This is a genomic window from Butyrivibrio proteoclasticus P6B7, assembly GCF_000622085.1.
GTDB classification, from domain to species: domain Bacteria; phylum Bacillota; class Clostridia; order Lachnospirales; family Lachnospiraceae; genus Butyrivibrio; species Butyrivibrio proteoclasticus_A.
Window position 1 is genome coordinate 27,252 of the sequence record NZ_JHWL01000006.1, and the last position, 19,995, is coordinate 47,246.

Here is a 19,995-nt window from a genome sequence, read left to right on the forward strand (position 1 = left end):
TAGTCCTTCCCCAGGTTATTTTTTGTATTCAGCTATTGCAAAGTAGTCATCAATTGATCCTATAAGCTTTTCCTTAGGCATAGACTTAAGAAGGTATTTCTCTGGCTTTAGATTAACAACCTTCATAACGCTTTCTTTATCGTCTTTTGCAGTAAGGAAAATAACGGGTAGATCTTTGAGTTTGTCGTTTTCACGGATTTCTTTAAGAACGTCCGGACCACTCATAACAGGCATCTCATAGTCAAGCAAAATGAGATCCACAGGGGTCTGGGCAAGGAAAGACAGAGCTATCTTCCCAGAACTTGCCATATAGACATGGTATTTTACAGAAAGCCATGTCTTCATCATTCTGAGCATAGCACCATCATCATCGATGATAAGTATTTTCTTTCTAAGGCTGTCATCCACGGCGCTGTAATCCACCAGTGTATCCAGCTTCTCAGCAAGGATTTTAACATCAAGAGGTCGTAGATAGGTCTCCTGAACCTTCTCCTTACCAATGATGGCAAGGGCCAGATCCAGCTCCTCTCTATTACCGATAAGATGAAGGTCGAATCGCTCAGTATCAATAGCCTCGCGAATATAGGTAAAGAGCTGTGAACCTTCCTTGGACATTTCGCCAAGATATAAAACATATATCTTAGGTCTGTCTTCGATGGCATTAATAGCCACCTGACTAGGCTCTGCACATATAACTGCATAGCCTTCCTTTTCCAGTCCTTTTGCGATTGCATTTACCATGAAACTCTTTTCATGACCAATTAGGAGAACCCGTTTATCCATAACAACATCCTTCCATAGCATGCACTACTTCTACAATATATTTAAAAGTCCATCTCTGTCAACTGCTGCCATAAGTCGCTTAACTTCGTTGTATTTCTCCTTACTTCCCTCAGGAATCTGGTAGTCATCAAGCATCTTAAGGATGTCATCAGCGCTGTCAAAATAGGAGGCTGATACAAATTCCTTGATGGATGCAAATGCACTTTCCAGCTCCTCTACAGGAATCTCAGGCTTAGCTTCTTCCTCTTCCTCGAATAAAGAGCTAAGCTTTACAAGATAGCTTCTGTAGAGCTCCAAAAGTTCTGGAGTAAGCTCTTTTATCTTCTCCTGATTCCTTTCGTTACCACAGCGTTCAAGGAATTCAGCCTGCTCTGAAAGCTCTATGGCACCAATTGCCTTGGCAGAGCTCTTAAGTCCGTGTACATAAATAGTATAGTTGTGAAGGTCTCTTTCTCTTTCGTACTTCTCGATAAGGCCGGACCTTTCGTCGATGGCCATTCTGAAATCCTTCATAACATCCCTTGCTACATCAGCAGATCCGCAGCGGGAAATTGCTTCTTCTATATCTACGCCGGTAACCTTAAGAAGATCAGCCATGGCTTCCTTCTGTCTCTCATCCTCTTCTGCTGCATCGGAGACGAATCTTTCATCTCCTGGCATGATCACCTTATCCTCAGGCAGATACATAAGGATCATCTCTTCAAGCTTCTTAGGATCCACAGGCTTACTCATATAGTTGGCAAAGCCTTCTCTTACGTACATCTCACGGGATCCTGATATAGCATTGGCTGTAAGAGCAATGATTGGCGTTTCCTTATTAAGATTATCAGATAGCTCTTCCATGGCGTGGAAGGTCTGAATTCCGTCCATCTCAGGCATTCTGTGATCAAGAAAGATAATGTCGTATTTCTTTTTCTTGACCTTCTCAATTGCTTCAATTCCGCTGGTGGCTGTATCGATGCCGATCTTGGTCTGCTTAAGAAGACCCTCGATAACCGTAAGATTGGTCTTGGTATCATCCACCACAAGGATCTTACAGTCTGGTGCATGGAAGCTTTCTCTGTAGTCGTTGGCATTTTTAAGAGACTCTTTGTAGGTCTTGGTGAAGTCGCCTATAGGTTCATAGTCAACAACTCGCTGAATAACATTGAAGGAGAATTCTGAACCCTTTCCGTATTCGCTCTTTACATCCAGCTTGGAGTCCATCATATCCAGCAGTCTGTTAACGATATTGATTCCAAGTCCGGTACCCTCGATGGTTCTGTTCCTCTTTTCATCAATTCTCTCAAAGGCTGCTGAGAGCTTATCCATATCCTCTTCTCTGATTCCGATTCCGGTATCTATGACCTTTATCTTGAGGTAGATATCCGATGTTTCCTCGAACTCATTGCTGTCGCTTTCAACTTCCTCATAGTCAACATCAAGGGTAACTTTTCCCTTCTCGGTATATTTGATGGCATTGGTAAGGATATTCATGATACACTGCTTGATCCTGACCTCATCACCAAACAAAACATGTGGAATATTCTCATTTACGTTTATGCTAAATTCAAGCTTCTTTTCATCAGCCTTAACTGTAGCCATATTAACCAGGTCGTTAATAACTGAGCTAAGATCATATTCAACTGGCACAAGCTCAAGCTTATCCGCCTCGATCTTGGAGAAGTCAAGGACATCATTGATAAGGGCCAAAAGAGTTTTACCAGAGTTCTGAATATCCCTTGCATACTGAAGCACAGTCTCATCCTTGGTCTCCCTAAGGATCATCTCATCGAAACCAAGAACTGCATTGATAGGAGTTCTGATCTCATGGGAGATATTTGAAAGGAACCTGGACTTGGCCTCGTTGGCAGATTTTTCAACCTGCAACTGATCCTCAATAGTCTGTCTTGATTTAACCAGCTCAATATATTCAATCAGTCTGTAGAAGGTCAGATCCACCGCCTTATACAAATCCTCGATCTCATCATTGGTCTCTATCTCAAGATTATGAACCTGATCAACGCTCTTGCTGATATCAGGATCCTTGGAATTATAAATAGCCGACACTGCCATAGACAATTCCATGATAGGGTTCGCAATTCTTCGTTGGGCATACCTGTTAACTAGAATAGCCATAGGTATTACTATGATAGAGATCAGCATGGCCAGCTTAACACTAAACTGGAGATTGCTAAGAAAGCCAAACATCGGTCCACTGATGCCATCCGTATATAGCTCTGCCTCCAGCTGGGCTCCTATTCTGCCCTCCAGTCTTTCAGCGTTGTATACGTCCTTCCAGCGCTCTTCGTTATAAACTTCTCTTTCCTCAGACTTGCTGTACTTCATGTTAGGAATAAGAGTATTAGAAGCTATTTCTGCGGAAAATCCAAGGATAATGGCCTCCAAAACAATGACCTGCATCACTACTCGGCCAAGCTTAGCCTTACCTTCCACCTTATATCTATCCATGTCAGAAAGATAGCTTGGGTCAACATAGTATATTCCATTTTCAAAATACAACTTGTACTTAGGTGGAAGCTTTTTAAGAATAAAGAAAACAGTAAAGCAGCCAAGAGCACATCCTGGAGTCTCATATATCAGGAACATAAATATCCTGCTAAGAGTAAGTCCACTTGCTGGGTTTCCTGCAAAAAGCCACAAGAGGACTCCCCAGAGATCCCCAACGAGAAGCTGCATTATGATCATGATAGTGACAGTTTTACTGACGGTGCTAAAGCCTTTTCTTTTAGCCACAACATCAATAAAACATGCCACAACCAGATATATAAATGTCATGTAGGAAAAACTACTATAGATAATAGAACGATATAAAAAGATAATAAGCACACTTATCATGCCTGGCACAGCTCCTCCAAGAGCGGTAACAACCATGATAGGCACGTACTTAAGGCTATAAGCAATACCTGCCACCACGTCATTAGCACTCTCGAAGTAGAAAATGTGCTTATTGTACATAATAGAGAAATACGCAGTAAACAATATCATTATCGCGTGAGCTATAGTTCTTTTTGAAGCTTTTAGCTTACTGGTAGTATTTAAAATACCTCTTCTTCCCATAGTAATCCTTTACTCATTACGAGTCACATGTCACATTGTGCCGTCTCTATGCATAGAGAATTTATCCATTGGGTAGTTCTTAAGATTTTCTAATACTTTTCTGTCGTCAGCCTTGGAGATAAGTGTCTCTCTGGCTTTATTTATTTCTGATATATGTTTATGCCTTGATGGTCCGCCTACGCATCCGCCAGGACAAACCATACCTTCTATGAAGTCTTCTTCAAGCTTACCGAATTTAAGAAGTGTGAGGGCTTTCTTACATTCAAGGCCTCCGTGGGCTGCAAGGAGTTTGATTCCTTCTGTGTCTTCGCCCCTTTCCTTCATACATTCGATTACTGCATCTGCAACGCCTCCGCTGGATGCAAAGCGTTTTCCAAATACTGAGGATTCCTGATAGCTGTCAGTCACAGGTTCAAACTTAACATCCTTAGATCTCATCAGGGCCCTTAACTCGCCGTAGGTCACTACAAAATCTGCATTGCCTTCAACAGATTTATCTGCCGCCTCTGCCTTCTTGGCGATACAAGGTCCAACAAAAACCGTTACGCAGCCAGGTCTTGTGGCCTTAAGGTATCTTGAGATGGCGCACATTGGAGAAACCGTGGAAGACATGTTCTCCTTGTACTGGTCCGGGAAGTGTTTCTTAAGCATGTTGATAAACGCTGGGCAACAGGAGGTGGTCATCTTGCGGCCTTCCTTGTGGGCCTCTGACCATTCCTCTGACTCATAGGCAGCAGTCATATCACCGCCAAGTCCTACCTCAACCATATCTGCAAATCCAAGCTTCTTAAGGCCTTCCTTAATAGATGCCATGGAGATGTCTTCTCCAAACTGGCCCTCCGTAGCCGGTGCGCACATGGCAATAACTTCTTTTCCGGACTTAATTGCTTTTATAATGTCCACCAGGAAGGTCTTACTACCTATTGCTGCGAATGGACAGCTGTGAATGCAGTGACCACACTGGATACATTTATCTTCATCAATCTTGCAGTAGCCATATTCATCATAGGTTATGGCCCCTACCGGACAAGCCTTCTTACAGGGCCTTTCAAGATGAACAATGGCGCTATATGGACAAGCCGCCGCACATCGTCCGCACTCTTTACACTTGGTTGGATCTATGTGCATGTGGGTGTCACCTGGATGAATTGCATCAAACTGACAGGAGTTAAGACAGGCCTTACCCATACAGAATCTGCAGTTATCTGTTACAGAATATGCTGAGATGGGACACTCGTCACAGGCCGGATCAATAACCTGTACAATGTTGGTGGAATCCGGATTGTACGTAGGATTCTGAGCCATTGCCAGATTAATCCTCTGTCTTACTATCTCCCTTTCCTTATAGATACAGCATCTGTACTCTGGCTTAGGTCCTGGAATAATCTTAAGGATAAGCTCCTCGATATGCTCCTGATCAAGCTTATCGTCCCAGGCGAGCCTACAGACCTGCTCCATAATATTATGTTTAAAACGGTTCATGCTGACATCATTAGTAACCATATAATCCCCTACCTTTTCCCTAACAATACTGCCATTTATATGTTTCTATTCATATCATTGACCAAACTTATCATAATGATCATTCTGCGGAAAGATCTATCACTCTGCCAAAGTTAAGACCTGTAGTATCCGTAGCTGTCATAACCAGTGGACCTGACCCCTGCTTATCTCTTATGTAATCTATAGCAAGCTTTCTGTCCTGATCATCAAGCCCTTCCAAAGGCTCATCCATTACAAGAAGGTCATTGGGTATCATTGTTGCCCTTACTATTGATACAAACCTTCTGTCTCTCTTAGACAGCTCTTTTACCTTCTTATCTATATTCTCAGGAGCTATAAACCTTGAAAGCTCTTCATAGGCCGTCTCCCTGAATATCTTCTTACTGACCATAGCCACGTTATCCACTGCTGTAAAGTCTTCGCAGAGCCTGTCGTCCTGGAAAACCGTGCCATAGCAGATGTATGGATATTTGTAATCTCCAAGGAGCTTGATGTAGCCTGTATCCGCCTTCTCAAGTCCTAAGAGGATCCTTATAAGTGTTGTCTTTCCGGAGCCCTCAGCTCCTGTAATAATGTAAGAATGCTCTGATTCTATTTCCAAACTGAAATTATCAAGTACCTTAACTGCCCCAAATGTCTTACTTACGTCTTTAATCTCGATTGTCACGTTATGTCCCTTTACTGTTAAAAAATAATATATAGTCCGATTCCAAGGATTAGTCCAATTGGCGCTCCAACTCTGATGTTCTTAAGAAATGGAGCTGTAAGTCCCGGAATATAGATGTATCTGATCTGCCTGTCTGTAGGCATCCTAAAGGTCTTGGCCATTTCCAAAAGGGCCTTGTCAATATCTTTTACCCCAAACAATGCTGTAAATGCTACTGTAAGTACAAGTCCCAGCAAAAGACCTGTCAAAATGCTGCTAAATAACGTCATTTCTAAACTCCCGCCTTACTTTTTGTTGATCATACTTGCCAGATATGCGGCCCCAAAGCCGTTGTCGATATTCACAACGCTTACTCCACTGGCACAGGAATTAAGCATTGATAAAAGAGCTGCCAATCCATTAAAGGATGCTCCATAGCCTACGCTTGTAGGAACTGCGATAACAGGACAGTCTGCAAGGCCGCCAATTACACTGGCCAGAGCCCCTTCCATTCCCGCAATTGCTATGATAACACCGGCGCTCATTATCTCATCCATGGCCTCCTTGTTAAGAAGCCTGTGGATTCCGGCCACTCCCACGTCATAGAGTCTTACAACCTTGTTACCAAAGAACTCTGCACAAAGAGCTGCCTCTTCAGCCACAGGAATATCGCTGGTTCCGCCGGTGGCGATTACTATCTTGCCAACCTGATTGCTCTTATCAATCTGATCTCCGGCTATTCCTATGTGGCAATCCTCGTGGTAGGTAAATTCTGTATTTCTTTTACCCAGCTCTGCCTTCAGATACTCTGCTGCCTCAGGCTTCATCCGGGTAATTAGTACACTCTTTTGCCCATGTTCCATGAGCTTTAAAGTGATACTAAGTATCTGTTCACTGGTCTTGCCAGCTCCGTAAATAACCTCAGGCTGTCCCTGCCTTAGTCCTCTGTGAAGGTCAACCCTGGCAAAGCCTATGTCTTCAAAGGGCGCTTCTTTAAGTCTTAAAACCGCCTCATCAATACTGGTTGTTCCATTTTGCACGGATCTTAAAAGTTCCTCAATTTGTGTCTGTTCCATGCCCATACTCTCTCCAATTTTAATCACAATATCACTTAATAACATTTTAACATAGTTAAGTCACCACGGTTTAGAAAAGAATTATTAAAGTTGCATAAATATAAAAGGCGCTGCCAAAAGCAGCGCCAAAATGTGCGTTATCATAGCTTTCCACCAGAGGTTGCAATTCCTTCGATGAACTGTTTCTGGAACAGAACGTAGATAACTATCATTGGAAGGCAGGCGATAAGAGCTGCTGCCATAAGTTCCGGATAGTTGGAGGAGAACTGTCCCTGCATCTTGGAAAGTGCGCTGGCAAGGGTTGTCTTGTTGGTGTCTGGGCAGACAATCATAGGCCACATCAGATCCTTATAGGCAAAGACTGCTGTGAAAATGCCAAGGGCCACCATTGCCGACTTGGTAAGGGGCGCCATAATAAAAAGAAATGTCTGACCAATGTTACAACCATCAAGTCTCGCCGCCTCCTCAAGATCCCTTGGAAGTCCCATGTAGGCCTGTCTTAAAAGGAATGTTCCAAAGGCGGATACAAGGCCCGGGAATAAAAGACCCATCATGGTATTGGTCCAATGCAGCTTGCTTACCATTACATACTGAGGGATGATGAAGATCTGTGATGGGATCATCATCTGGAAAAGAACCAGGCCAAACATGAAGTTCTTTCCCCTGAACTCAAGTCTTGCAAAGGCGTAGCCCGCAAGTGTAGCTGTAAGAACAGCACAGAGAACTCTAAGGATGATCATCATAATTGTGTTGAAATAAAGCTTTACAAAGTTCACGTTATGAAGAACTTCATCGAAGTTATCCAGTCGCCACTTTGATGGGAATATCACGAAGGGATCCACCTGTGTGGACTCTCCTACAGTTTTAAAGGCTGTCAGCACCATCCACGCAAAGGGAACCAGCATGATGAAGGACATTATCGCCAAAATTATATAGATAATAATCTTTTTTCCACTTATTCTCATTTTTTCACCTTCTTTTTTAATTGTAATGAACCCACTTCTTCTGACCGATCATCTGGATCGCAGTGATGATCATGATAACTATCAGAAGAACTACAACAACTGTAGCTCCGTAGCCCTTGTTACCCTGTGAAAATGAGTATTTGTAGAAAAGCCATACCAAAGACTGTGTCTTGAATAGCGCCGGATTAGTATTATCGATTATCATGTAGATTACGTCGAAGACCTGCATAGCTGCAATAAGTCGCGTAACCAGTACAAAGAAAATTGTTGGTGATACCAAAGGAATTGTGATGTTAAAGAACTGCTGAATACCAGAAGCTCCATCGATTGAAGCAGCCTCGTAGTAATCCCTTGGCACCTCCTGAAGTCCTGCCAGGAAAAGAACCATGTTGTAACCAATGATTGACCATATACCAATTACTGCGATTGAGTAGATGGCAATCTTAGGATTGGATATCCAGTTAACCCTGAATGGAAAAATGTGATTCAAAAGGCCGAATTCTGAATTGTAAAGCCATCTCCAGACCATGGCAATAGCCGCAGGTGCTGCCACCATAGGAAGGAAGAAAATTGTTCTAAAGGTGCTTTTTCCTTTGATCTTGCCATTTAAAAATACAGCAAGCACGAGAGCAATGATTATAGAAATCGGAACCTCCACAGCTGCATATTTAAGAGTATTTATAAGGGCCTGCCAGACATCCTTATCAGTAAACACCTTGGCATAATTATCAAGGCCAACAAACTTGTTGCCCTTACCAAAGTCACCTGTTTTAAAAAAGCTCTGATAGATTGTCTGGAAAATAGGCACGATGTTAAGAACGATAAGTCCTGTCATTGTAGGCAGGATAAAAAGCCATCCCCACAAGAACTCGCTCTTTTGCCTAGGTGTCATTTTGTGTTTAGTTCCCATACCTTAACTCTCCCCAAAATAATGACATAAATAGATATCTAAAGATATAAATGATATAAAGGTGCAGTAAGCAAAGGTACTGCACCTTTATATGTTATCTGTTTATTACTATTCTTCTGAAAGGGTCTGGTTCATACTGTCGCAGATTTCTTTACATACATCCTCTACGCTCTTGTCGCCTGTCCAGCACTCTTTAAGCTTCTCAGTCTGCATATCCTCCCAAACTGTTGTGTACTTTGAATATGGTCTGAAGATAAGCTCTGCATCAAGCATCTTCATGTGACCATTAAGATCAAACTTATCTGTACAGTTAACCCAAAGATCTGAGCATCCCTTGTAAGCTGACATTGTAACGCCAAGTTCTGCCTGCTTCTCCTGCATCTCCTTGCTGCCGAACCACTCGATAAGGCTCCATGCTGCCTCAGGATTCTTGGTATTAGCAGATGCTGCCCATCCAAGTCCGTTGTAGATAGATACTCTCTTACCTGTCTCTGCATCCTTAGGAAGAACTGCTACATCACAGTTAGCTGCTGTGTACTCATTGTCCTTGAAAGCTGCTACCATCCAGGATCCCTGTGTTACCATAGCAACCTTACCTGACTGGAAGAGTACGTCTGCGCCTGACTCAGAAATTGTATTAAGGTCTGGACAAGAACCTGCCTGAACCATGTCTACGAACATCTGGATAGCCTTGATTGTGCCTGGCTTGTCATAACCTGATGCCTTCTTGTCATCACTGATGATCTCTCCGCCCATTGAATAAACTGCGTTATAGAAGGAATCCTGGTTGTTTGATGGAGCAATCGCATAACCCCAATGCTGATCATTGGTAAGCTTAGCTGCCGCCTCAACAAATGTATCCCATGTCCATGTATCGTCTGGATAAGCAACGCCCATCTCATCGAAGATTGTCTTGTTGTACCAAAGAGCGATAGTATCAATATCCTTAGGTACTGCATACTGCTTGCCACCTGACTGATAAAGATCAACGATACCTTCATAGTAATTGGAAAGATCAATCTTATCGCTGGCTGCAATCTTATCTGTAAGATCCATCAGCATATCGTTTTCCATGTATTTCTGTGCCTGATTTGAATGCATCCAGAATACATCAGGAAGCTCTCCACCTGAAGCACCAGCTTCAAGAAGTGTCCAGTAATCATCCCAGCCAACTACCTGAATAGTAGCTTTAACCCCTGACTGTGCTGACCACTCGTCAATAATTGTCTGAAGACCTGGTCTCTGGTTTTCATCCCAGATAGTAACTGTAAGTTCGCCTTCAACGCTGCCCTTCATAGCTTCTGGCTGTGATTCTCCTGCGCTCTCAGATCCGGTTGTCTCTGAACCAGTATCTGTTGGAGTTGCAGGTGCGGTTCCCTGATTTCCACAAGCCATCATGGACAGTGCCATAACTGAGCTTAAAAGAATTGCTGATAGTTTCTTTGCTTTCATACATATACCTCCCATTTGGTTTGTACGTTAAATTAGTACATTACACATGATACATATATTTGCCCGGTCTTAATATGGAATAATTATCACTAAACATGTCATTTTGTGACATTGCTCTTTAAGACATAAATCTTTGATGTAAAATCGCCCTCCGTAGCATACCAAGGCTCTTCGTTCCAAATTGACGGAATGCCGCTCTCCATTAAGTAGTCGCCATAGAACTCCTTTTCACCATTTAATGTATAAAGAGCTGTCTCCTTAAGCCCCTGCAATCTAATGAGGGAAACAGGCTCATTGGGCTGCTTAATATCCTTGTAGATAGCCACAATAGCTGTACTCTGGTCCTTTGACACTACCATCCATGAGCTTAGGTTCTTTTTGAAAGGAGAGCTAAGTCTGTAGAATCTGCCAAACTGCAGAAGCTCTCTGTATTCCTTCATGAATTTGATCTGCTCTTTAACTCTTTCAAAATCCTCTTCTGAGATCTCGTTAAGGTCAAGCTCGTAGCCAAAGGTTCCAAAGCAGGCCACGTTGGCCCTTGCATCTATGGTAGTTGCTCTTCCTGTCTGAAGGTTAGGTGAAGCTGACACATGAGCTCCAATTGAAGAAATTGGATAACCATAGCTGGTGCCGTATTGTATGCGGATTCTCTCTCTGGCATCTGTATCATCTGAGCACCAGGTCTGAGGTGCATAGTGCAGAATACCTGCATCAAATCTGGATCCTCCGCTGGAGCAGGATTCAAAAAGGATCTCAGGGAAAGCCTTGCGCAGTCTCTCATACAGGTCGTATACCCCCATGATATACCTGTGATATACGGTGCCCTGCTTATCTGGATCTCCGCCAAGACTGTAGCACTCTGTGATTGACCTGTTCATATCCCACTTAACATAGCTTATATCAGTATCGGCAAAAACGCCATATAGCTGATCATAGATATTATCAACAACTTCCTTCTTAGAGAAGTCAAGAACCATCTGATGGCGGCCCAAAGTCCTTGCCCTGTCTGGCGCTCCCAGAACGTAATCCGGATGAGCTCTGTAAAGCTCTGAATCCTCATTGACCATCTCTGGCTCGATCCATATTCCGAATTTAAGGCCCAGTTCATTGATCTTTTTGGAAAGGCCTGCAATTCCGTTAGGAAGCTTGTTAGTATTTACAAACCAGTCACCAAGGCCCGCATAGTCGTTATTTCTTTTGCCAAACCAGCCATCATCAAGGACAAAGAGCTCTACTCCTGCTTCCTTACCCTTTCTTGCGATGTTAAGGATCTTCTCCTCGTCAAAATTCATCTCTGTGGCTTCCCAGTTGTTAAGCAGAATTGGACGAGGCTTATTCTTATAGTTGCTGCGAACAATGTGATTGTTAATAAAGCTGTGTATATTCTGGCTAAGGTCGTTGAGACCACTCTTGGTGTAGGTTATCATAACTTCCGGAGTCTCAAAACTTTCACCGCCCTTTAAAGGCCATGAGAACCACTTGGGATTTATGCCCATTTCAAACCTAAGTCTTCCGTAGACATCACCCTCTGCCTGAGCCAGGAAATTGCCGCTATAGAGAAGGTGAATGCCGATTGCTTCACCATTTTCCTCATCGGTGTTAGCTCTTTTGACAATGACAAAGGGATTGTAGTTGGCGCTGGAATGACCGCGCATGCTCTCAATGGCTGTGATTCCATCTGATAGATTTCTTTCTACAGGAACCCTTTCTCTTCCCCAGGCGCCCTGGAACTGAAGCCAGTTGTAGTCCTGATCCGGAAAGTCAATGCAGCAGCTAAGGGCCCTTTCTATTGTCAGCTGGTCGGTGCCCACATTTCTGATGCTGGCATGTCTTGAGATGATTGGGTACTTCTCCCAGATTGTGTAGAAAAGAACTACCTCAAGCCCCGCCACGTCATCTCTGCAGGTTATCTCCAGGGTTGTAGCCTCATCGTCACTGTTTGTGTAAGCTGCCGGAAGCCCTGGAATGCTCTTTTTACCACTGTAGATGTCGTAGCTGTGGTATGTAAGGTTAGTTACCCTTGAGCCGTTTCCCTGAAGAACCTCATAGGCCGGGGATCTGAAATCTCCATTACCAAAGGCGGGATACTCAAGAAGAGCAAGCTCTTTGGTATAATCTTCATCTTCCTTCAGGTTACACATAAGAGGTCTGATGCCACGACTTTGCAAGAGCGGCAATGTCTGATCTTCATTTATTCTTTTTCCAAAGAAAAGATGTCCCACTTCCCCATCAGGACTTACGCCAAGACAATAGCTTATCTTTTCGTTGAATAAATGAAACTGTTTTTCTTTGTCGTTATATTTAACTCCCATTACTCCTCCTTTTGCCTTTTTGCTATAATGGATTAAACAAGAGAAATTATATCGGTATAACCATTTCATGTTTATGTCTAAATTTATACTATTCATGTCACAATGTGACATGTGTCAAGGGGAGAAGGTATGGTTTCAATTAGCGGAAAACCAAGGGGGAATCTTGTCGTAACCGGTGTAGACAAGGTTAAATTCATAGATTACACCAAATCCAATGATTTTTATCTGTTTGAGGTTGGGAAGTATAAATGTTACCCAAGCTATAACTATGGTCCCATTGTCAGAACCAGGACCATCTTTCACTATGTAATTTCCGGCAAAGGTTTCCTGATATTAGAGGGAAAAAGATATGAAATCCATGGAAATCAGGGATTCCTGATTCCGGCTGGAAGTAAGGCCTACTATGAAGCGGACATGGATGATCCTTGGGAATATGCCTGGATTCACGTGGATGGGCCAAGGGCCATGGAGCTGTTTAATTCTGCAGGGGTATCCTTAGAGAATCCTATTTTTACTCCTGTTGGGGACGCCTCCGCAATAGTAGACTGCTTTGATGCAATTCTGGATAACAGTGATAAGGAGTGCTTTTGCTACGCCAAGGTATATGAGTTCTTTGACTGCATCATCTCTAAGTCTGCCAACAGGCTTCAGAACGATGTGGATCCCAGACTTAGCTACGTTAAAAGCGCTATCAACTATATCCGCCTTAAATATTCAGAGCCCATCGGTGTTGAGGAGATTGCTGCTGTCTGCGGTCTTAACAGAAGCTATCTGACAAGGCTGTTTAAGCACGCCACCGGCTACACTCCCCAGTCCTATCTTTGTAGCTACCGCATGAAGAAAGCTTCAGAGTTACTTTTGGAAAGCGCAGAAAGTGTTAATTCCATAGCCTTTCTGGTGGGATATTCTGACGCCTTTACTTTTTCAAAGGCTTTTAAAAGATATAAAGAGGAATCTCCTTCAGAATACAGAAAGAGCCACGGTATTGAGGTGGACTAATACTAATAAAACCTCAATGACCGTGGCCCCTGATAGATCAAAGGTCAACCTTTGGAAGTGTATCAAAGCTCTTCTGGAGCTCTTCGTCAGATGGGATGTAATCCATCATTACGCCGTCGTTGTACTTCTGGTAAGCAACCATATCAAAGTAACCTGTTCCTGTAAGACCGAATACGATGGTCTTCTCTTCGCCTGTTTCCTTGCACTTAAGGGCCTCATCAATGGCAACTCTGATAGCGTGTGAACTCTCTGGAGCTGGAAGGATACCCTCTACTCTTGCAAACTGCTGCGCTGCCTCGAATACTGATGTCTGCTCAACAGATACAGCCTCCATGTATCCATCATGATAGAGCTGTGAAAGGATTGGGCTCATGCCGTGGTAGCGAAGTCCGCCAGCATGGTTAGGTGATGGAATGTAGTTAGAACCAAGTGTGTACATCTTAGCCATAGGACAAACCATACCAGTGTCGCAGAAGTCATAAGCAAATTTACCTCTTGTAAGAGATGGGCAGCTTGCTGGCTCAACTGCGATTATTCTATAGTTCTTTTCACCGCGAAGCATTTCACCGATAAATGGAGAAACAAGTCCGCCAAGGTTAGATCCGCCGCCTGCGCAGCCGATGATGATGTCTGGTGTTACGCCGTACTTATCAAGGGCAGCCTTGGTCTCAAGACCGATAACTGTCTGATGGAGAAGAACCTGGTTAAGTACGCTTCCAAGAACGTATCTGTAGCCTTCTGTCTTAGTTGCCACCTCAACAGCCTCAGAAATAGCGCAGCCAAGAGAACCTGTTGTTCCTGGGTGATCTGCGTTGATCTTGCGTCCGATCTCTGTATCCATTGAAGGTGATGGTGTTACGCTGGCGCCGTAGGTACGCATAACCTCGCGTCTAAATGGCTTCTGCTCATAGGAAACCTTAACCATGAATACTTTGCAGTCAAGATCGAAGTAAGCTGATGCCATGGAAAGAGCTGTTCCCCACTGGCCTGCACCAGTCTCTGTTGTTACGCCCTTAAGGCCCTGCTTCTTAGCATAATAAGCCTGAACGATGGCGGAATTAAGCTTGTGGCTTCCGCTTGTGTTGTTACCTTCGAATTTGTAGTAGATCTTGGCTGGTGTGCCAAGGGCCTTCTCAAGGAAATATGCTCTAACAAGTGGAGCTGGTCTGTACATCTTGTAGAAATCAAGAACTTCTTCTGGAATATCAATGTATGGAGTGTCATTATCAAGCTCCTGCTTAATAAGCTCGTCACAGAATACCGGTCTTAAGTCCTCATACCCCATAGGCTCTAAAGTTGCCGGATTAAGAAGTGGTGCTGGCTTGTTCTTCATGTCAGCTCTTACGTTATACCACTGTCTAGGTATTTCATCCTCACTAAGATAGATTTTGTAAGGAATTCTTTTCTCTTCACTCATTTGTGTATCCTCCCACTTTACCGCTTTAGTGCAAAAAATATCTTTTTCCATTATATTAGTTTTTCCCTCAGTTGTATATCAGAAATATCAGGAAATTGTTATTTATGCATTTTTTTGATTAATCTCACAATTTGGACTTGATTTATTTTAATATCACTGATATATTTATACATGAAAATGAATATTTATACATCAATTATGCATAAAGCATTTTCGTTTCATTATTTTTCACGTTTAAAATTTTATTTAATTATAAGGAGGCCCATTATTATGAAAAAGAAATTATTCGCAGCAGCACTTGCAACCATCATGACAGTTTCACTTGTTACAGGATGTGGAAAGTCAACAGACACAAGCTCTCAGACTTCAGAGGATACTAACCAGACAGCCAGCGCTGATAAGTTAGTAGTTGGAACAAACGCTGAGTTCCCACCTTTTGAATATCTTGGAGATGATGGAGAGCCAGACGGCTTTGATATCGCTCTTATCAAGGCAATTGGTGAGAAGATCGGCATGGAAGTTGAGATCCAGAACATGGAGTTTGCTTCACTTGTTACTTCTATCGGAAGCAAGATTGATGTTGCAATCGCAGGTATGACAGTTACAGACGAGCGTAAAGAGACAGTTGATTTCTCAGATCCTTATTATGAAGCTGTTCAGTGCATTATCGTTCCTGAAGGAACAGTATTTGCTTCTGCTGATGACCTTAAGGGCCTCAAGATTGGTGTTCAGCTTGGAACAACAGGTGAGTTCATCGCTGAGGACATTGAAGGTGCTGAGGTTTCTACTTATAATAAAGCTGTAGACGCAGTTAACGATCTTAACAATGGCCGTGTAGACTGCGTTATCATCGACGCTAATCCAGCTTCTGTATTTGAAGCACAGTTCCCAGACAAGGTTGATGTTCTTCAGGGAACAGCTTACGGCTTTGAGGTTGAGAACTACGCTATCGCTCTTCCTAAGGGAGACACAGAGCTTGCTAACAAGATCAACGCAGCACTTAAGGAGCTTAAGGAAGACGGAACATACAATAAGCTCGTTGCACAGTACATCGAAAACTAATACAAGACACAATATCAGGAGTAATCAATTCTAATGACACTTATTGAACTAATCACAACAGGATATGCAGTGCCATGCAGCGTTCTAAGCGATTGGATTGCCAAGACCGCAGACCGTTTCAACACTGCATTCATTGAGCAAAACCGCTACATTCAGTATTTCAAAGGACTTGGCGTAACCCTGGAGGTTGCCCTCTTTGCTGGTATCATCGGTATAGTTATCGGAACCATCATGGCTCTTTTCAAACTATCTACAACAGAGGATGGCAAGCCAACAATCTGGAATTACATAGCCAGTATCTACATTGATGTAATAAGAGGAACTCCTAGTGTTCTTCAGCTTATGATAATGTACTTCGTAATCATGGCATCTGTGGACAATCAGATTCTGGTTGCTTCCCTTTCCTTTGGAATCAACTCTGGAGCCTATGTTGCCGAGATTGTTCGTGGCGGAATCCTGGCTGTTGATAAGGGACAGATGGAGGCAGGCCGAAGCCTTGGCCTTTCAAAGGCAGCCACTATGTGGCATATCATTCTTCCACAGGCTACCAAGAATGTAATTCCGCCCCTTGGAAATGAGTTCATTACTCTGATAAAAGAAACAGCTATTGTAGGTTATGTAGCTCTTTCTGATCTTACCAGAATTGCTAATCAGATTGCTTCTAAGACCTATGACGCATTTATGCCTCTTATTGGCGCAGCAGTTATATACTTTGTAATTATCAAGATTCTTACTATTCTCCTTGGTAATTTGGAAAGGAGGATGCGTAGAAGTGATAACCGTTAAGAATCTATGCAAAGAATTTAAGAACAACGACGGAACCGTAAACAAGGTTCTCTCAGGCATCAACTATGAGGTTAATAAGGGTGAAAAGATCGTTATCGTTGGTCCTTCCGGATCTGGTAAGAGTACATTTCTTCGCTGCCTTAACCTGTTAGAAAGACCTACTTCTGGAGAAATCTACTTTGACGGAGAAGAGATCACAGCTAAGAAGGTCAACATCAACAAGGTCAGAGCCCGCATGGGAATGGTGTTCCAGAACTTCAATCTTTTCAATAACCTTACTATCATGGACAACATTATCCTAGCTCCTGTAAAGCTTAAGATAATGAGTAAGGATGAAGCCAAAGCCAAGGCCACAGAGCTTTTAAAAAGAGTTAATCTTCTTGATAAGGCAGATGCTTATCCAGCTTCTCTTTCTGGTGGTCAGAAGCAGCGAATCGCCATTGTGCGTTCACTTTGCATGAACCCTGAGATGATCCTGTTTGATGAGCCTACATCAGCTCTTGATCCTGAGATGGTAGGTGAGGTTCTTGATGTTATGAAGAGCCTTGCTGATGAAGGTATGACAATGGTGGTTGTTACCCACGAGATGGGCTTTGCCAGGGAAGTTGCCACCAAGGTACTGTTCATGGATGAAGGAACTATTCTTGAAGAGAATACTCCTAAGGAATTCTTTGAGAATCCTCAGATCAAGAGACTTCAGGATTTCTTGTCCAAGGTACTGTAATGCAAATAAGTCAGTGGGGACGGTTCAGTCAGTGGGGACGGTTCTAGTTGACTCCTTTTTGAAGAAAAGGAGTCAACTAGAACCGTCCCCACTGACTGAACCGTCCCCACTGACTTATTGTAACTATCAATAACATCTGGTGCTATGGGTTACCAGTCTGTTATATCATCTCTCGTGAGCGATAGGTCCAATCTGGGAAACCAGGTTGTCGATGTGCTCGAACACGCCACTCTTTGTGGTTCCAAGCTCATTTACTCTTCCAAGCTGGATGATAAGGTCATCATACTTTCTGTTGATATCATCAAAGCCTCTTCCGATTTCTGCAAGTTCATCAGAAGCCTCGTTGGCTGTATCTGAGATCTCTTTTTGCACGGCGTTGGCGCCATTTGCACTGTTGATGATCTCTTCAAAGGTATCATGAGTCTCTTCAACTTCCTGAAGACTCCTATCCATGGCAGCTATTGAATTCTCCATGCTGACTGACAGCTTCTCACTCTCAGCGCCGGCAGCATCAATAGATGCATTAACCTGATCGATCATGACCTTGATCTCATCCGCAAGCTCTCTAACCTCTGTAGCAACTACGGCAAAGCCCTTACCTGCAGCTCCTGCTCTTGCAGCCTCAATAGAAGCATTCAGCGCAAGAAGGTTAGTCTGGGATGCGATGCTGATGATTTTCTTCATGTAGTCAGAGATCTGATCTACGGCCTGTTTGAAGTTCTCAAAGCCCTGTGACATTTCATCAAAGCTTGCTCTTACTTCGTTGGAACTGCTCTTAAGCTCTCCAACCTTATCCTGAGCTACCTGAACGCTATTAAGGATATTCACCTTAACGTCTTCAAATTTGCCTGCGCTTTCATTCACAGCGTCAAACTTCTCATTGAAGCGGTCCATCTGCTCTTTAAGCTCAGCGTTACTATCCATAACCTTATCAATGGCAAGACCCATGTCATGGATCTCTGTCAGTGAATTAACCTCATTCTGCACAAGTTCTTTTTGGAATCTCTTAATGGAGTCTGCAATAAATACAAGAGATTCCATCTTCTCTTTGTTGTTGGCTGATTCGTCAACTCTTACAACTTCCTGAACCGGCTCAGCTTTCTTTAATCCAAACATACTCTTCTTCCTTTCTAAATTCATCCTTTAAAAGGATACACGGCACAATTTATCGAGATACGTGATATCTTTTTACTCGAATACAACACAGGTCATTGTCTGGTTAACGAACTGAGTATTAAAGTGTTCGCCAAAGCCTACAAGTCCACAGGATGTTCCGAGAGTTGCGATCTTGCCAAGGTATGAATTTAATTCGCCTCTTTCTTTAAGAACCAGGTATCTGAAGATACAGTTAACGGAGAAGATTCCTGAGATGTGACTGAAATCATTCTTGATCTTGCTGACAGTTGATTCAGCAATTTCCATAGGATCTCTCATCTCAAGAAGTGTAAGAATATCAGAGTCATTTATCTGTCTGTAAAGGATAAGTCCGTTTCCTGAAACGTCCTTAAGTGATGCGATACAGATATCGTCACCCACCATCTTTCCGAATGGATTCTTGAAGGTCTGGTTAACAATGCCGCTCTCTGAGCATCCAGTAAGTTCCATATAGAACTGCTTAGCAGGACGTCCATTAAGCTCGCCAAGATAGTATTTACTCTTATCTGTCTTGGAAGCTATGAGCTGCTTGTTATCTCTAGGAACGTAGATGTTCTCCTTGTAAGAACGAACTCGTCCACCTTCGTTTTTAATTACTGCATATACCATGGCATCAGGATAAATCTTGCCATTTATTGAAACCTTTCCAGCATCGCCTGTAGCACCCATTACCTGAAGGTTATATTTATCAATAAGGGTGCTCATTGTAGTAAGAACTGCTGCGTCATTGCCTGCGCAGAAGTCGATGATTGCTGTATTTTCTTTTCCAGGATGAACAGACTCAATATCCTTAATGAGTCTGCTGATGTATCTTGCTGGCATTGTAGATACATTATCAAGAATACCTACAGCAACAGAGACACCATCGCAAAAAGCAGTTATAGAAACACCATTTTCTACAACTGTTGTGTCATATCCCATTCCTACGCAGCCTATACATGGTACGCCAGGATAGAGTTTTTCCAGTGCCTCAACATTTGCATCAAACTTATCAGCATGGCTAGTCATAATGATAAGCTTTGGAGAGCTAAGCCCTTTTACGGCTTCTGAAACGCTTCCAGATTCACTTTTACCATAATAAATTTTCATATAAAAAGTCTCCTTATTTTGTTAAAACACCACAAATATATTTTAACATTTATAAG

Annotated in this window: 17 protein-coding genes; 4 read left to right on the forward strand and 13 right to left on the reverse strand. The window is 42.9% G+C overall.

Translation table 11 applies throughout. The features are described from left to right. Positions 1-15 precede the first annotated feature (15 nt). From T541_RS0106915 to T541_RS0106960, 10 genes are all read right to left on the reverse strand, one after another. Complete coding sequence (locus T541_RS0106915) at positions 16-783, reverse strand: response regulator (protein WP_026652001.1); 768 nt, start codon at positions 781-783, stop codon at positions 16-18. A 30-nt stretch (positions 784-813) separates the two neighbouring features. After that, positions 814-3,843, reverse strand: a complete 3,030-nt coding sequence (locus tag T541_RS19085; protein ID WP_051538139.1) for a response regulator — start codon at positions 3,841-3,843, stop codon at positions 814-816. A gap of 30 nt (positions 3,844-3,873) precedes the next feature. Then, positions 3,874-5,346, reverse strand: coding sequence for a 4Fe-4S dicluster domain-containing protein (locus T541_RS0106925; RefSeq protein ID WP_026652002.1), 1,473 nt, complete (start codon positions 5,344-5,346; stop codon positions 3,874-3,876). 79 nt (positions 5,347-5,425) lie between these two features. Beyond that, complete coding sequence (locus T541_RS0106930) at positions 5,426-6,013, reverse strand: ABC transporter ATP-binding protein (protein WP_026652003.1); 588 nt, start codon at positions 6,011-6,013, stop codon at positions 5,426-5,428. A 17-nt stretch (positions 6,014-6,030) separates the two neighbouring features. Beyond that, positions 6,031-6,282: a hypothetical protein gene (locus T541_RS0106935; RefSeq protein WP_026652004.1), complete on the reverse strand. Its 252-nt coding sequence runs from the start codon at positions 6,280-6,282 to the stop codon at positions 6,031-6,033. Between the two features lie 15 nt (positions 6,283-6,297). Beyond that, on the reverse strand, positions 6,298-7,068 hold the full coding sequence (gene larB, locus T541_RS0106940; protein WP_026652005.1) for a nickel pincer cofactor biosynthesis protein LarB: 771 nt from the start codon (positions 7,066-7,068) through the stop codon (positions 6,298-6,300). Between the two features lie 140 nt (positions 7,069-7,208). Continuing rightward, the gene (locus T541_RS0106945; RefSeq protein ID WP_026652007.1) at positions 7,209-8,033 is read right to left on the reverse strand and encodes a carbohydrate ABC transporter permease; all 825 of its coding nucleotides are present in this window, start codon (positions 8,031-8,033) and stop codon (positions 7,209-7,211) included. Between the two features lie 16 nt (positions 8,034-8,049). Next, the gene (locus tag T541_RS0106950) at positions 8,050-8,943 is read right to left on the reverse strand and encodes a carbohydrate ABC transporter permease (RefSeq protein ID WP_026652008.1); all 894 of its coding nucleotides are present in this window, start codon (positions 8,941-8,943) and stop codon (positions 8,050-8,052) included. Positions 8,944-9,051: 108 nt separating this feature from the next. Next, the gene (locus tag T541_RS0106955) at positions 9,052-10,395 is read right to left on the reverse strand and encodes an ABC transporter substrate-binding protein (protein ID WP_026652009.1); all 1,344 of its coding nucleotides are present in this window, start codon (positions 10,393-10,395) and stop codon (positions 9,052-9,054) included. 98 nt (positions 10,396-10,493) lie between these two features. Beyond that, positions 10,494-12,707 (reverse strand): alpha-galactosidase, encoded by a 2,214-nt coding sequence (locus T541_RS0106960; protein WP_026652010.1) that lies wholly within the window; start codon positions 12,705-12,707, stop codon positions 10,494-10,496. A 129-nt stretch (positions 12,708-12,836) separates the two neighbouring features. Between T541_RS0106960 and T541_RS0106965 the strand changes: the two genes are divergently transcribed. Continuing rightward, positions 12,837-13,706 carry an AraC family transcriptional regulator gene (locus tag T541_RS0106965; protein ID WP_026652011.1) on the forward strand — a complete coding sequence of 290 codons (870 nt, stop codon included), beginning with the start codon at positions 12,837-12,839 and terminating at the stop codon, positions 13,704-13,706. Between the two features lie 37 nt (positions 13,707-13,743). Here T541_RS0106965 and T541_RS0106970 read toward each other — a convergent pair whose 3' ends face one another. Beyond that, a complete protein-coding gene (locus tag T541_RS0106970) occupies positions 13,744-15,123 on the reverse strand; it encodes a TrpB-like pyridoxal phosphate-dependent enzyme (protein ID WP_026652013.1) in 1,380 nt (459 codons plus the stop codon). A gap of 270 nt (positions 15,124-15,393) precedes the next feature. Between T541_RS0106970 and T541_RS0106975 the strand changes: the two genes are divergently transcribed. From T541_RS0106975 to T541_RS0106985, 3 genes are read left to right on the forward strand one after another with little or no spacing between them, the layout of a single operon-like run. Next, positions 15,394-16,185, forward strand: a complete 792-nt coding sequence (locus tag T541_RS0106975) for a basic amino acid ABC transporter substrate-binding protein (RefSeq protein ID WP_026652014.1) — start codon at positions 15,394-15,396, stop codon at positions 16,183-16,185. A 33-nt stretch (positions 16,186-16,218) separates the two neighbouring features. Next, positions 16,219-16,971, forward strand: a complete 753-nt coding sequence (locus T541_RS0106980; RefSeq protein WP_081779889.1) for an amino acid ABC transporter permease — start codon at positions 16,219-16,221, stop codon at positions 16,969-16,971. Next, entirely contained in the window at positions 16,958-17,695 is a 738-nt protein-coding gene (locus T541_RS0106985; protein WP_026652016.1) for an amino acid ABC transporter ATP-binding protein, read from the forward strand. The genes T541_RS0106980 and T541_RS0106985 overlap by 14 nt, the downstream gene beginning before the upstream one ends. A 165-nt stretch (positions 17,696-17,860) precedes the next feature. Here T541_RS0106985 and T541_RS0106990 read toward each other — a convergent pair whose 3' ends face one another. Next, positions 17,861-18,811 (reverse strand): methyl-accepting chemotaxis protein, encoded by a 951-nt coding sequence (locus T541_RS0106990; protein WP_026652017.1) that lies wholly within the window; start codon positions 18,809-18,811, stop codon positions 17,861-17,863. A 72-nt stretch (positions 18,812-18,883) separates the two neighbouring features. Next, positions 18,884-19,939: an FIST signal transduction protein gene (locus T541_RS0106995; protein WP_026652018.1), complete on the reverse strand. Its 1,056-nt coding sequence runs from the start codon at positions 19,937-19,939 to the stop codon at positions 18,884-18,886. Positions 19,940-19,995 lie beyond the last annotated feature (56 nt).

What these genes read in the sequence shown, in the direction of transcription:
- T541_RS0106980 (WP_081779889.1), top strand. Translation starts at nt 16,219, where the DNA reads ATGACACTTATTGAACTAATCACAACAGGATATGCAGTGCCATGCAGC.
- T541_RS0106990 (WP_026652017.1), bottom strand. Translation starts at nt 18,811, where the DNA reads ATGTTTGGATTAAAGAAAGCTGAGCCGGTTCAGGAAGTTGTAAGAGTT.
- larB (WP_026652005.1), bottom strand. Translation starts at nt 7,068, where the DNA reads ATGGAACAGACACAAATTGAGGAACTTTTAAGATCCGTGCAAAATGGA.
- T541_RS0106950 (WP_026652008.1), bottom strand. Translation starts at nt 8,943, where the DNA reads ATGGGAACTAAACACAAAATGACACCTAGGCAAAAGAGCGAGTTCTTG.
- T541_RS0106970 (WP_026652013.1), bottom strand. Translation starts at nt 15,123, where the DNA reads ATGAGTGAAGAGAAAAGAATTCCTTACAAAATCTATCTTAGTGAGGAT.
- T541_RS0106995 (WP_026652018.1), bottom strand. Translation starts at nt 19,939, where the DNA reads ATGAAAATTTATTATGGTAAAAGTGAATCTGGAAGCGTTTCAGAAGCC.
- T541_RS0106915 (WP_026652001.1), bottom strand. Translation starts at nt 783, where the DNA reads ATGGATAAACGGGTTCTCCTAATTGGTCATGAAAAGAGTTTCATGGTA.
- T541_RS0106960 (WP_026652010.1), bottom strand. Translation starts at nt 12,707, where the DNA reads ATGGGAGTTAAATATAACGACAAAGAAAAACAGTTTCATTTATTCAAC.
- T541_RS0106935 (WP_026652004.1), bottom strand. Translation starts at nt 6,282, where the DNA reads ATGACGTTATTTAGCAGCATTTTGACAGGTCTTTTGCTGGGACTTGTA.
- T541_RS0106965 (WP_026652011.1), top strand. Translation starts at nt 12,837, where the DNA reads ATGGTTTCAATTAGCGGAAAACCAAGGGGGAATCTTGTCGTAACCGGT.
- T541_RS0106925 (WP_026652002.1), bottom strand. Translation starts at nt 5,346, where the DNA reads ATGGTTACTAATGATGTCAGCATGAACCGTTTTAAACATAATATTATG.
- T541_RS0106975 (WP_026652014.1), top strand. Translation starts at nt 15,394, where the DNA reads ATGAAAAAGAAATTATTCGCAGCAGCACTTGCAACCATCATGACAGTT.
- T541_RS0106955 (WP_026652009.1), bottom strand. Translation starts at nt 10,395, where the DNA reads ATGAAAGCAAAGAAACTATCAGCAATTCTTTTAAGCTCAGTTATGGCA.
- T541_RS0106945 (WP_026652007.1), bottom strand. Translation starts at nt 8,033, where the DNA reads ATGAGAATAAGTGGAAAAAAGATTATTATCTATATAATTTTGGCGATA.
- T541_RS19085 (WP_051538139.1), bottom strand. Translation starts at nt 3,843, where the DNA reads ATGGGAAGAAGAGGTATTTTAAATACTACCAGTAAGCTAAAAGCTTCA.